At 47.4% G+C, this 13,438-nt stretch carries 12 protein-coding genes; 4 read left to right on the top strand and 8 right to left on the bottom strand.

Going from position 1 to position 13,438, the window contains the following annotated elements; genetic code table 11:
* Positions 1-145: 145 nt before the first annotated feature.
* Both WCY20_RS02160 and WCY20_RS02155 read right to left on the bottom strand, forming a co-directional pair.
* Positions 146-1,102 (bottom strand): glycosyltransferase, encoded by a 957-nt coding sequence (locus WCY20_RS02160; RefSeq protein WP_345976628.1) that lies wholly within the window; start codon positions 1,100-1,102, stop codon positions 146-148.
* Between the two features lie 57 nt (positions 1,103-1,159).
* On the bottom strand, positions 1,160-2,368 hold the full coding sequence (locus tag WCY20_RS02155; protein ID WP_345976627.1) for an ATP-grasp domain-containing protein: 1,209 nt from the start codon (positions 2,366-2,368) through the stop codon (positions 1,160-1,162).
* Positions 2,369-2,643: 275 nt separating this feature from the next.
* Here WCY20_RS02155 and WCY20_RS02150 point away from each other — a divergent pair, with 275 nt between their 5' ends.
* Positions 2,644-3,651, top strand: a complete 1,008-nt coding sequence (locus WCY20_RS02150) for a hypothetical protein (protein ID WP_345976626.1) — start codon at positions 2,644-2,646, stop codon at positions 3,649-3,651.
* 176 nt (positions 3,652-3,827) lie between these two features.
* Here the strand turns inward: WCY20_RS02150 and WCY20_RS02145 are convergent, their stop codons facing one another.
* Both WCY20_RS02145 and WCY20_RS02140 read right to left on the bottom strand, forming a co-directional pair.
* Positions 3,828-5,147, bottom strand: coding sequence for a Na+/H+ antiporter NhaC family protein (locus WCY20_RS02145; RefSeq protein ID WP_345976625.1), 1,320 nt, complete (start codon positions 5,145-5,147; stop codon positions 3,828-3,830).
* 57 nt (positions 5,148-5,204) lie between these two features.
* Positions 5,205-5,828 carry an acyl-CoA acyltransferase gene (locus WCY20_RS02140; protein WP_345976624.1) on the bottom strand — a complete coding sequence of 208 codons (624 nt, stop codon included), beginning with the start codon at positions 5,826-5,828 and terminating at the stop codon, positions 5,205-5,207.
* Between the two features lie 79 nt (positions 5,829-5,907).
* On the opposite strand from WCY20_RS02140, the gene WCY20_RS02135 reads away from it, so the two are divergent.
* A complete protein-coding gene (locus WCY20_RS02135; RefSeq protein WP_345976623.1) occupies positions 5,908-6,621 on the top strand; it encodes a L,D-transpeptidase family protein in 714 nt (237 codons plus the stop codon).
* On the opposite strand, the gene WCY20_RS02130 is transcribed toward WCY20_RS02135, so the two are convergent.
* Both WCY20_RS02130 and WCY20_RS02125 read right to left on the bottom strand, forming a co-directional pair.
* Complete coding sequence (locus tag WCY20_RS02130; RefSeq protein WP_345976622.1) at positions 6,591-6,797, bottom strand: hypothetical protein; 207 nt, start codon at positions 6,795-6,797, stop codon at positions 6,591-6,593. The two genes, WCY20_RS02135 and WCY20_RS02130, sit on opposite strands and share 31 nt — an antisense overlap.
* Positions 6,798-7,035: 238 nt before the next feature.
* Positions 7,036-8,055: a cytochrome-c peroxidase gene (locus tag WCY20_RS02125; protein WP_345976621.1), complete on the bottom strand. Its 1,020-nt coding sequence runs from the start codon at positions 8,053-8,055 to the stop codon at positions 7,036-7,038.
* Positions 8,056-8,195: 140 nt separating this feature from the next.
* Here WCY20_RS02125 and WCY20_RS02120 point away from each other — a divergent pair, with 140 nt between their 5' ends.
* Positions 8,196-8,606 carry a Fur family transcriptional regulator gene (locus tag WCY20_RS02120; RefSeq protein ID WP_345976620.1) on the top strand — a complete coding sequence of 137 codons (411 nt, stop codon included), beginning with the start codon at positions 8,196-8,198 and terminating at the stop codon, positions 8,604-8,606.
* Between the two features lie 131 nt (positions 8,607-8,737).
* On the opposite strand, the gene WCY20_RS02115 is transcribed toward WCY20_RS02120, so the two are convergent.
* Positions 8,738-10,984 carry an AAA family ATPase gene (locus WCY20_RS02115; RefSeq protein ID WP_345976619.1) on the bottom strand — a complete coding sequence of 749 codons (2,247 nt, stop codon included), beginning with the start codon at positions 10,982-10,984 and terminating at the stop codon, positions 8,738-8,740.
* A 48-nt stretch (positions 10,985-11,032) separates the two neighbouring features.
* Positions 11,033-11,914 (bottom strand): glycine--tRNA ligase subunit alpha, encoded by an 882-nt coding sequence (gene glyQ / locus WCY20_RS02110; protein ID WP_345976618.1) that lies wholly within the window; start codon positions 11,912-11,914, stop codon positions 11,033-11,035.
* Between the two features lie 151 nt (positions 11,915-12,065).
* On the opposite strand from glyQ, the gene WCY20_RS02105 reads away from it, so the two are divergent.
* Entirely contained in the window at positions 12,066-13,433 is a 1,368-nt protein-coding gene (locus tag WCY20_RS02105; RefSeq protein ID WP_345976617.1) for a M6 family metalloprotease domain-containing protein, read from the top strand.
* The last annotated feature ends 5 nt before the right edge of the window (positions 13,434-13,438 follow it).

The following is a 13,438-nucleotide window of genomic DNA, read 5'->3' as shown; positions in this document are numbered from 1 at the left end:
GAGGTCTGATTTTTGCACGCCACCTCTATCGAAGAGATCTTTGTTGCAATGTCGTTTGCAATAGTTTCGGTTTTCTTCCGTATATAGTCTAGCAACGACGTGATCGAACAAGGTCCAAAAAAAGGCCTTGACAAAGTTACAGATTCTAAATGATACGGGTATGTTTCTTAATGAAAAAGTTAAGTTTCCATATCCCCTGCAAAAATCTGGGAAATTTTCTCAAATAATAGCAGGTACGTAGCTTCAGTGATTTATTATTTGCTAAACGGTGGCTTTGAGTGATAGCTTCATGGCACGCTTTAAATTTATTTTGCTGTAAGTATAAGACGGCCAGTTTGAGATACACTTTTGACCTTTTCAGGTTGATGTCGTCATGGAATTCATTGTCAAGATAGCACTCCAGATTGTCAAATGACACAAGCAAATCCTTAAGGTACTGTTCTTGTCGGGCCATATGGGTATTGGTCACGGACCAGGAGCCAGGAGCATTTCTCCTGTAAACCGACATTGGTCTGGCGATATAGAGCGCACCCCCGTGTAAAGATCCGAAAATCTGCGCGAAATAATCGCCAATAGGTGCTTCGTAAAACCATTGCGGGAGATTGTCAAAAACGTCTCTCTTGAAAATTAGGGATGCGGTCGGGCAAAAACTGCCGCCACCCTTTATGATTTCACGGGTCGTAAAGACTCTGTTCCCTTCTGCCTGTCTGCCGGTGATTTGGTTTTTCCTGCGTTTATCCTCCCACACTTCAAGCGCCGGGTGAAAACTCATGTGACAGTCGGGGTATTTACGCATCTCGTCGACCTGAATTTGAAGCTTATGGGGGTCTGTCCAGTAGTCGTCCCCCTCAAGTACGGCGATATACTCACCCCGGCACGCCCGGTCAACGGCCTGGATATTTTTTGCGGCCCCAACATTTTTTTCATGCAGTATCAGCTTGAATATATGGGGATATTTTTCTTTATACTCCAGTAGGATCGTTCTCGTTCTGTCAGTCGAGCAGTCCTCTCCAACGACGATCTCGTATTTGAAATCCACCTTTTGCATCAAGACGGAGTCAAGTGCCTGTGCAATATACTTTTCATGATTGTAGGTAAGCATATTGACTGAAAGGAGGATCTCTTTATCTTGTCTAATTGGCATAGTCATGCTCTGCTTTCAATTGGCTTCTTTTTTGACATGGACTCTCAAATATTTTTCCATGTTGTACGTTTTTTCCTGCATTTCGTCCAGGGAGGAAAACTTTAGAAGTATTATCCCGATTCTATCGCCTGTACGGTTCATCCTGATTACCTTCTCACCCGGTTTGGCGGTAATCGATTGGGCTATAATGTTTTTCTTTATCTCCTCACTGTACCAGATATGATCAAATACGCCATCCTCAAGTGTATGCACGAGGTAGTCAGCGTAAAACCCTTCTGTTTCTTTCATTTTCAAATCCGAACAGTCCGACCCCAATGCAGCATCAACGGTATATTTGGTGAGATAGACACCCGTTGCATTACGGATGACTTTGGGCACCGAACCCCCACCGTTGCGGGGACCGAAATCGAGCAGTAGAAAATTACCCTCTTTATCGAAAGCAAACTCCGCGTTAAACGGCCCGTGTTTTATATTGAGCAGAGTAAGGAGTCTTTGAATTTCTGATGTGGCATGGTGGATTCTTGTTTTCGGCATAACCGAAGGAATATTGATGCCAACGAATACCAAAGGATTGACTAACTCACTTCTTTGAGAATCACCGCAGCAATGAAATACAACTTTGCCGTCAACGATAAATCCGTCGCCATCGACGATATGTCCCTCATAATCAAAGAACTCTTCAATAAGCACTTTTTTAGCCCTTGAAAATGACAAGGCAGCGTCAAATGCGTTCTTAAGTGCATCCACTGTTTCGAGCTTCGTGATACCGTTACTTCCTGAACTGTCAACGGGTTTAACGAGAACAGGCAGTTTAAACAGAGCCATATCCCTATAAGCCGTATCATAGTCAGTAAAGCTTTTGGAAACAGGCGTATAAAAACCATGTTCTTTCATAAAAGTACGTAACAGGTCTTTTCTTGTCAATGTCACTACTGATTCATAGGGGTTGGAAGGCAGACCCAGTTTGTTACCGACATAGGCCTGAGTAGGAGCACCGGAATCTGATCCAAAGGCCAAGACAGCATCTATGGCCAATGTTTTGGCAAGCTCCAGTACCGCTTCTTTATCGACAGTACTGACATAGTAGGATTCATCGGCCAAGATATGGCCGGGATTTTCAGGCAAATAATCACATGTAATGACATAATGACCCTGCTCTTTGGCATACTCTATTGCCGGGACCTGGTCATCTGACGCACCCAAAAATAAAATTCGTTTTTGCATCGATACCTCGCTTCTTTATTTTTAAAACGTATTAATTTATTGTAGTATACTTGATTTTCCTCATGGTGTGATAGAAAAAACGTCCTGTCACGATAAAGTCGAATGCCCTTATTTAGTCACTTTTTCGGCATCATACATCAAGAACAAAGCTTCACCCGCAACAAAAAAATTGTCACCAGACGATGTCCAACTGACTTTGTTAGAAGGGCTATTTTATGCAAAAGGCACTTTAAGTTTAACTATGTTAGATTTGATATATCTTCAAAAAGAGGGCGATGATGAGAGAAAACAATCCAGATGCTTTAGCCTTTAAAACAACAAGTAAAATTAATATCAATGGTATAGAAGCACAAAGACTAATGAGTGTCTATAGAACGGTAGGATGTGCGTATGATAAAAATAAACACGGATGTACTATGTGTGATTTTGCAGCATATGCGAATCCTAACGCGAAGGGAAAAAATATTTTAACTCAACATGAGACCTCTTTAAATATGTTGCAAAATGGTGATTATTCTCACTTTGATCTTTTAACATTAGGGAATTTCTTTAATGACCAGGAGATTGCTGCTGACTTGAGAAAAGAATTATTAACATTATTGGCTCCCATTGAAAATCTTAAAAGAGTATTAGTTGAAGCACGAAGAGGATATATAACGGTCGATAAACTCCGAAAAGCAAAAAGCTATTTGAGAGAAGACCAAATTTTAGAATATGGGCTAGGTTATGAATCAAGTAATCCTAAAATCAGAAATGAGATTTTAAATAAAGGCGTTCCAGAAAAACATTTAGATGATTCACTGCGAATATGTAAAGAATCAGGAGTTGATTTTGTGGCATATGTCTTGATAAAACCTCCCAGACTCAATGAAGCGGAAGGGATTGAAGATGCCGTTAATACGGCAACACATGTTTTAAAAAAAGCAGACAAATATTCAGTGAATGCCAGAATTGCTTTTGAACCGGTATTTGTAACGGAAGGAACATTAGTTGAAGAACTATGGAATAAAGGAGAATACCAACCTCCTAAACTGTGGAGCATTATTGAAGTACTGAAACAAACAGTCGAAAATGTAGGAAGAGATAAGTCAAGAGGAAAGTTATTTGTTGGACTCAGCGATGAAAATTTATCAAAGGATAGAATGGCCGGAAATTGCGGTATTTGTGATGCCGAAATTTCATCTCAAATTCAAGCATACAATGGACATCAGGACATTACTCAGCTAACAGATCTTTATCACAGTTGTAAAAATTCCTGGGAAAATGAAATTTGGCATAGTTAATCCATCTTCACTTTTTGTCAAAGCCTTGCCGGCTTGGCTCGAGACATCACAGCAGTTCTAAAATAGTTATGTGCGTATTAGATGGTTGATAATGCTAAAGGAACGCCTAGTCAGAATGACCTTTTTGTATCTGTCATTTTACGACAGAAGGAAGTCCTTTTTAGTGGGTTTTATGCTTATCTCATCATTCCAAAGAGGGCAAAAAGCAGGAACGCGATCGTACCGGAGATCAGCGCATAAGGCAGCTGCGTTTTAACATGTTCGACATGATCGCATCCCGATGCCATTGAAGAGATGATAGTGGTGTCAGAGATGGGCGAACAGTGATCGCCGAAGACCCCGCCTGAGATCACCGCGCCCAGTACCAGGGCCATGTCGGCATCCATCGCCGCAGCCAGCGGAATCGCGATCGGCACCATGATACTGAACGTCCCCCAGCTTGTACCGGTGGAAAAGGACATTACCGCAGCCAGCAGAAAGACCGCTGCGGCCAACCACATGGGGCTCAAAACAGCATTGACGTAAGAGGCCAGGTACATTCCCGTATGCATATCGCTGGTCACCTGCCCGATGGCAAAGGCGAACAGGAGAATCAGTACCATAGCCTGCATCCCGCGTATACCGCCAACGCTCTCTTTGATGACCGTTTTCAACGGCATGATACCTTTTAGCACAAAAAAGAGCCCCATCACCGCTAAAGTCACCAGCATCGTATAGAAGATGGAACTTGAACCGCTTCCCTTTAAGATGTCGCCCCCGCCTGTGATAAACAAAAAGAGAAAGACGCCGCCGACCATCATTACGATCGGCACGATCATATACATAGGATGGCCGTTTTCCTGGATCTCACCGACCTCGTTTTTGACAACTGCTGTTTTCATGGCACCCAGATCGATCTTAAACCAGATCACCAAAAAGGTCACGGTCAGCGCAGCAAGCGCATAAAAGTTCAATATCACCGCTTCCATCAGCCACGCCACACTCTCACCGCCCATAACGCCTTGCCCTATCTGCGTCGTGATAAGCCCCAGCATCAGTGCGCCCCAGCCGTTGAACATCAACACCGAACTGACGGGTGCCGATGTCGAATCGGCCACATAGGCCAGTTTGGCACGGGAGATGCCACGCGCATCACACAGCGGCCGTCCGATACTGCCTGCGACCAAGACGGTAATCGTACTCTCGATAAAGATGACGATGCCGATGGCATAGACAAGCAACAGTGCTGCCCTGTCGGACTTGATCACGGCCAACTTATGCGTAAGCATGTAGACAAAACCGTTCACCCCGCCGGAGCGTTCCATCAGGTGCATCACCGCACCCATTAAAAAGATAAACCCGAATGTCTTAAGGATCCACGGGGTCGTCAATAACTGCACCGCCAAATCAACTAAAGCTTGCAAGGTATCAACAACTGAAAAAGTATTAATGATGAACTCACCGACCAAGATACCTGCAAAGAGAGAGAGCAGCACGCGTTTGGTGAACAGGGCCATAATGATGGCAGTAATCGGGGCTGCGAGAGATAGAATACCGTACTCTATGGGAAGGCCTTATAGTTGTATTTGCAGACGTACGATACCTGCTCGGCCGTATTCGGCTTCATAGTGTTTGTCACGGCGTTCGTCTATGACACTAAAGCCGAGTTTTTTGTAGACCATCATCATCTCGACAGAGCCGATCTCCACCATGGTTTGAACAATACGGTACCCTTTGAGTCGGGCGGTAAGCAGGCTTTTCTGCACCAGCTCTTTTAAAACTGAAAATTCATGATACTCATCTTTTACAGCCATAAAATCAAGTAAAAAAGTCTTTTTATCAAACTCGGGCTCGACCAAAAGATATGAAGAGAGACGATCCTGGTACGTTCCATCGAATCCAAGCTCCTGCATCGCTTTTGCAAAGATCTCATGCGTAGCAATACGCGGCTCATACCCGCAGAGAAAACCGGCATCTTCACCGTTGACACTTGCCACCAAAAAGTTGGAAAAATGGCAATAACTTTTTGTCTCTGTCACGGAAAGCTTTTCCAAAAGAGCGAGCAGCTCTTTTTTATCCGAGGTTTCAAAGATGACATCAAAGATCCCTTTTTTCTTACCGGAACGTGAACTTTCAAGCATCGACTCTGCCAAAAGAGGTGCATCACCTTCCGTTGCTTTGCGGATCTTAATATTCATAAACTCTCCCTTACTAAAGCCTAAGCCAAGTTAGCGATATAATAGTGTGTTTAAATCATTCTCAATAAGTGTACCATAGATGAAATATTTTACAAAGCTTTTTTTACCTCTTTTTTTAACCTTTGATTTTGCCTGCGCATCTGAACAGTTGCTCTTGATAGAGAGCAATGATTTCAATACAACACATGCCGTGTTAACACGTTATGAAAGCCGCGCGGACAGCTACGTACAGGTAGGCGAACAGATCCCCGTCAACCTTGGCCGAAACGGTCTGGCCTGGGGGCTTGGCGAAAGCGGTTTTAAGGGCAAAGCAGGTGAACCTCTCAAACAGGAGGGGGACGGACGCTCCCCTGCAGGAATATTTACAATATCCAGAGCCTTCGGTTATGCAGCGCAGTTCAAAACAAAAATGCCCTATATCCAGGCAGATGCAGCGCTTATCTGTGTCGACGACAGCCAATCGGATGATTACAATACGATCCTCGACAGAAACGAAAGTGACAGTCCGAAAAGTTTTGAGTGGATGAAAAGAGAAGACGATCTCTACAAAATAGGCTTGGTCATCGAGCATAACAGCGTGGGGAAGAAGGGTGCAGGTTCGTGCATCTTTTTTCATATACAAAAATCCGAGGACGCCCCGACAGCGGGATGCACTGCCATGAGAGAAGAGGATCTCAACACCATCATGACCTGGCTTGATCCTGCCAAAAAACCGATAGTCGTCCAGATACCCCGAAGCTATTGTTCACAGGCCGAAAGTCTTTATCGCGGCATCCACTGTCCGGTGAAATGAATGGTGAATGGTGAATGGTGAATGGTGAATGGTGAATGGTGAATGGTGAATGGTGAATGGTGAATGGTGAATGGTGAATGGTGAATGGTGAATGGTGAATGGTGAATGGTGAATGGTGAATGGTGAATGGTGAATGGTGAATGGTGAATGGTGAATGGATTATAAAAAGATGGCAAAGCTCATCTTAACGCAAACTGAACTTGTAAAGTTTCAGATTTCGAGGAAACATCGCCATGCGTGCGGTACCCTTGTTTTGGTGTAAGTTGTGCCGGATGTGAACCCGAAGACGCAGAAGAACCAACAGTTCACTACAGCGAACGACTAAATCGTGAGTCGTGCTGCTGTGCGTTGAGAGGTGAACTCCGGTGCAAATTGCGCCGATACCCGAAGGGGCAGACCCAGCTGGAACTTTTGTTAGTTGACGTCCGGTTTCGGTGTCGCTTCAGTGCTGGCCGGCAATATCGGCAATACGATTTCAGGTTTTCTTCCGTCCAGTGCTTTCAGGAAGGTCTCGATAGAGGCAGCATCTTTATCACTGATCTTGACGCCCAGCTGAATACGTCCCATCTCCTGGATCGCCTCTTTAAGGCTCCAGACCGTACCGTTGTGGAAATACGGCGCTGTCTGTGTGACGTTGCGCAATGTCGGGGTTTTAACAAGGCCGTTGGCATCCCCTTTAAAGTCACCGACTTTGGCGTGTTTAAAGTCACCTGTGATCGCAAAGCCCTGCATACCGCCGCCAATAGCAATACCGGTATGACATGAAGTACATCCTGTCGCAATAAAAGTTTTGAGACCCTCTTTTTCGGCTTTGGTCAACGCTTTTTCATCGCCGTTAAGGAAGTCGTCGAAACGTGACGGTGTTACAAGCGTACGCTCGAACAGACCGATCGTCTCCGCGATTGCATTGAAATCGATCTTCACATCTTTACCATACGCGTTTTTGAAAGCCGCTACATACTCCGGCATGGATTTGACCACTGCTTCAATGTGCTCTGTCGATGCTGCCATCTCCGGTGCTGCAAGCATCGGCCCTTTTGCCTGGTCTTCAAGGTCTGGACTGCGCCCGTCCCAGAACTGCTTCTCCGCAAATACCGCATTGTAGACGCTCGGTGAGTTCAGGTGGTGCGGGTTGGCTGTCCAGTTATGACCGATCGCGGCACCGACACCGTCATCACCCCCCTCACTGAGGTTGTGACAGGTATTACAGCTGATCAGACCGCTTTTTGAAAGACGCGGGTCAAAATAAAGTTTCTTGCCCAGCTCGACCTTGGCCGGCGTCATCTTGTTCTTCGGGTTCTCAGTCAGCTTGTTCAGTGCTGCTTTGTCGGCCGGTATCGCGACAAGACCGTTATCTTTGGCCTCTTTGAGCAGCGGTGACGCCATAACGGTCGCACCGACGGCAAAAGTAAGTAGCAGATGTTTCATTTTCAATCCTTTTATACACGTTGTTTTCTTGGCGTTATTATATGGTTCAGAAGCTTAAATAATAATTTTTATTATTTAGTTATCTTTATCCTTTATGGCCGACTCTGGTATAATGACACTCCATTATAGAACAGAATTGGAAAAAAATGCAATTTAGCGAATTGTTAAGAGAAAACACTTTAAAAGTGACGCCGCAGAGAATGGCGATACTTTACGCAATAGAGAAGGCCGGCCATATTGATATCGATCGTCTGTACGACGTCATCCATGCCGCTTATGCCAACATCTCGCTTGCCACGGTCTACAAAAACATCAACCAGATGTACGAAAAAGGTATTCTCGAAGTGATCAATGTACCGAAGCAAAAACTCTGCTATGAGATAGCCAAAGAGCCGCATGTCCATCTTGCCTGCGACATCTGCGGCAGTATCATAGACATGCACCAGTGCCTGGACCAGCTGATCGATTCGGCCGAGGCCAAAAGCGGGTACAGGCTGGAGCATTCAACCGTTGTGCTTAACGGAGTTTGTCCCGACTGTCAGACCAAAACGTCATAGGATCATCAAAACGGTATAGATATTTAAAAAGCGTCATGCTCTTTTCACTCGATAAGAGGCTATGTACCGCCTGCAGTTTTTTTTGCCAGGACTCTCCCCAGCCAACCGCAGCCGAAAATGGCGATGTGTGTCTAGCTTGCTCCGCCGAGTTCCGCCATGACGGTATCGCGTTTGGTCACGTCCAGGCGACGGCACGCCGACTCGAAGGCACCGCTTTCACCGACAATATAGCATTTGTGCTTCGCCCGCGTTATGGCGGTATATAAGAGCTTGGTGTTGTGCATGATGAAGTGCGAAAAACTCATCGGCATCACCACCACGTCGTACTCCATCCCCTGCACTTTGTGAATGGTCAGCGCATAGGAGAGCATCAGGTGGGTTTTGAGCTGGTCGTAACTGTACTGCACCACCGTATCTTCATTGGGGTAGACCACATAGACCAGCTCTTCCTCCTCGTCGATCTTGAAAAGAAGGCCGCCCATGCCGTTGAAGATCCGCTTCTCACTGCTCTCTTCGCCGTTTTTGAACCCCTCCATGCTCCAGGAATGCATGTTCTCGTTTTTGGTGTGCACCACCTTGTCCAACAGGCGGTACTCTCTCTCCCCTTTTTTGACCAGCTGTTTCGGCTTGGGATTGAAGTAGGACTGCAGCACGGTATTGAGGTTGTCCACACCGAGTGTCCCGCCCTTCATCGGCGTGATCACCTGAAAATAGTTGAGATACTCTTTGATCTCTTTTTGGGCCAGATATCGCCGCGCTTTGGGAATGTAGGAGACCGCTTTGTACATGATCTCGCGGACGATCGCATCGGCATTCTCCTGCCGGAGTTCTGCCAGTTCGCTCTGCGAAGCGCTGGCCCGTCTGGCATAGTAGTTCTCTATGTCAACGTGAACAAACGAGAAATCGTCATACGCCTGATTGTAGTTCGGGATCACACCCTGGCGGATATCATTGGCGATCAGTGCGATCGCCTGTTCTTCGCTCTGGCGGTAGATCCTGGTCAGTTTGACGATCGGTGTCAGCTCAAGCCTGAGCAGGTCGCTCAATACGTCGCCTGCACCGATCGGCGGCAGCTGCGCATCATCACCGACGATGATCACGACCGCGTCTCGCGCCACTTTTGAAAGCAGACGGGCGAAAAGCAGGGAGTTGATCATCGAGGCTTCATCGATCAGTACGACATCGTAAGGGAGGGTGTCGCGGTCTTCATATTTGACCAGCAGGCTCTGGATCGTCGCGCTGGCATAACCCGTTGTCTCGGCGATACGCTGCGAGGCGATCCCGCTCAAGGCACAGGTGATGACCGCCTCGGGCTTGTAACGCTCGGCCAGTACATCCAGAATGGTGCGGGCCGTTGTACTTTTCCCCGTTCCGGCGTAACCGACCAGGCAGAGTATCCCTTTTCCGCTGTTGATCACCTCGACCGCTTCGCGCTGCTGCTCACCCAGCTGCAGACCGCCTTTGGCGACAAAGCTCTCAAGGTCCTTGACGATCACGCCGTTGTCAACCTTGGCCCGGCGTTTGAACTCGTCAAACAGAAACTTCTCGGCTTCATAGAGTCTGTCAGGGGCATAACGGTGATTGGCAAGCGGGTAGATGGTGCCGTCGTTCACCCGCTCCAGAAGCACCGTTTCGTAAAGGTTGTTTTGACCGCTGAAGCCGAGCAGGTTGTCGAGCTGTTCGAAAAGAAGGTACTTCTCGACACAGGAGTTCCCCTGCTGGTCGCAGTAGTCGTTGAGGGCGAAGTCCATCGCCGAGCTGATGCGCTTTTCGGAAAGCGGGTCCACCCCCATGTTGAGTGCGATCTCGTCGGCCCGTTTGAAACCGATACCCCGGATAGAGGTGAGAATGTAGGGGTTGTTTTTGATCTTTTCGGCAGGGTTCTGCACCTCCTTCATCGCACCAGCAATGATGGAGAGGATACCGGGCGTCACGCCGAAGGGGGAGAGGAAACCGCCCAGCTCGCGAAGGGAACGAAACTGTTTCCAGCGCTCCTGCATCTTGGCCAGCCGTTTTTTCTTGATTCCCTTGAACTCCAGAAGGCGCTCGATGTCGTTTTCAAGTATGTCGACCAGCCCCTCTTCGCCGAACTTCTCAATGAGGTCGGCCGTCACCTTTTTCGGGAAGCCTTTGACCACGCGGTTGAGGAAGAAGAAGAGTTCGTTCTGGTTGACGATGATGGTCTCGAAGAGAAAGGATTTGCCGTGTTTCTGATGCTCCTGGTAGTCGCCCTTGAGCGTCACGGCGGCGTCGACTAGGTTCTTGACCTCGCTTTCGTGGTACTCGCCCTGGACCTTTTCGCCGGACTTGAGGACGCCGATGAAAAAACCTTCCTGTTCAAAGATAATCTTGTCGATCTGGCCTATGAGTGTTTTCATCACGTCCGCTTTAGAAGGTTGCAGGCGGGGCTATGCCGCTTGCGTGGGTTAGGCTTTAACGCGTTCGAGGCGTTCAGCTTCTTGGCTCTTGTAGAGCTCTGCGCATCCTTTGGAGAGTTCGCGGATCTGCAGGATGTAGTTGGCACGCTCTGTCTGCGAGACTGCCTTGCGGGCATCAAGGGTGTTGAAGGTGTTTGATGCCGCCATACAGAGGTCGTAGGCCGGCAGCGGCAGTCCCGCCTCAAGCGCACGTTTACACTCTTTTGACTTGGCATCGAACTCAGCGAAAAGCATATCGGTGTCGGCCACTTCGAAGTTGTATTTTGAAAACTCGATCTCGCTCTCTTTATGGATGTCGCGATAGAGGGTCTTGCCGTGTTCGTTCTCGTTCCAGATGATGTCAAAGACCGAGTCGACCCCCTGCAGGTACATCGCCAGACGCTCGGTACCGTAGGTAATCTCAACCGCAACCGGGTCACAGGCGACGCCGCCGACCTGCTGGAAATAGGTGAACTGCGTCACCTCCATGCCGTTAAGCCACACTTCCCAGCCGAGTCCCCAGGCGCCCAATGTCGGCGACTCCCAGTTGTCTTCGACGAAACGGATGTCGTGCTCTTTGAGGTTGAGTCCGAGGTACTCCAGGCTTTTGAGGTAGAGCTCCTGGATATTGTCCGGGCTCGGCTTGATCAGTGCCTGGAACTGGTAGTAGCTCCCGAGACGGTTCGGGTTCTCGCCGTAACGGCCGTCTGTAGGGCGGCGCGACGGCGCCACATAGGCGACCGACCACGGCTGGGAGTCGAGTGAACGTAAAAATGTGGCCGGGTGAAAAGTACCCGCACCGGCAGGGATGTCGTAAGGCTGAACAATGTTGCAGCCCTGCTCTTTCCAAAATTCCTGAAGTTTTAAAAGTAGATCGCTAAAAGTAATCATCTGGGCCCTTGAGGTGAATAATTGGCGAATTATAGCATTTTACTCACCGCCTTTTCATTATGCAGGCAGCACTTACACTCCTGTAACAATCTTCTGCTAAAATAAAGTATTGAAACTGTTAGAAAATTTGATCGTTTTATAAAGAGGTCCTGTGTTTATACGTCAGCTTATTTTACTTTTTCCTCTCTTTTTTATCGCCTGTGACTCAAAAACAGGAACAAGTGATACAAACCCTTATACCGGGCCACAAGTTGCAAATGAAATTTTCACACCAGGTACAACATTAGAAGAACGCCATATGCTCGTCATTCGTCTGGACTATGCAAACCAGCATTTTGTCAACGATGAGAGCAGCTGGGCGGCAAAGATCTTCGGCACGCAGAACCAGCAGTTGAACCACTATATGAGTGAAGTCTCAAACGGCCAGTTTCAATATACCCCTGTTGCTGAAAACGACGGGGCAAACGATGGTGTCGTGACGGTCTATTTCAGCTCCGAACACCCTGACCCGGATATCAATAGTGTTGAAAGCAGCCTCCACCCAAGCCTTAAAGAGGCCGTCATTACCGTCTCAAATAATGGTTTTGATTTCAGCCTCTATGACGACGATCAAAATGGAAATATCACATCTGACGAGCTTTTGATCGTCTTTATCATGGCCGGCGAGGAAGATGCCTATTCCGGCGGGTCATCACTTAACGGGGTGTGGGCACATCAATATTGTACCAGTGCGGACTATACGCCGAACGTCAACGGCGTCTATGTGATGGGGTGTGATCAAGATGGCAAATATGCCATCTTCGGTGAAAGACACCACGATACAATCACGGCCAGTCATGATGCAACCATCGGTATTATTGCGCATGAACTTGGACACGCTGCCCTTGGTCTTATTGATCTCTACGATGTCACGTACAACTCGGCCGGGATAGGCTATTTTGGGCTAATGTCTTCCGGGACATGGGGGCAGGCAGATGCCCAGGAATACCCGGGTCAAACCCCTGTTCCCTTTTCTGCATGGAGCAAGATTTACGCAGGATGGTACAGGCCAGCTATCGAAACGAGCACCAATATTGCCTTGAACGGCACCGGATATTCGGACTACAATATTATCAAAGTCCCTATCAGCGGTACTGAGTACTTTTTACTCGAAAACCGAAGCACAACCGGCTATGATAGAGGTCTGGCCTATCCATTAGACGGTACATATATGGGAGGCATTACCATCTGGCACATCGATGAAGATGTCATTTCAAGCAAGTTCGATGCCAATACTGTCAATGATAACGTTTCCCATAAAGGCGTTGATCTCGAAGAGGCCAACAATCCTGTTCTGGATGTTAGCTGGTATAAAACAGGGGATGCAAAAAATCTCTATTATCGCGGCAATAAAACCGAATTTTCACCGACGACATTTCCTAACAGTGACAGCTACTATTCCTCTGGAACTGGTATTAGCATATATAACATCTCTGATGTCGGCAGTACAATGACGGTCGATATCATCAACCCGAATTAAGGCCT

Origin of the sequence: Sulfurimonas sp. HSL3-7, assembly GCF_039645985.1 — a bacterium.
In the GTDB taxonomy this organism is placed as follows: domain Bacteria; phylum Campylobacterota; class Campylobacteria; order Campylobacterales; family Sulfurimonadaceae; genus Sulfonitrofixus; species Sulfonitrofixus jiaomeiensis.
The sequence above is the reverse complement of the archived record's forward strand: the minus strand, read 5'-3'. Positions and strand labels throughout refer to the sequence as shown.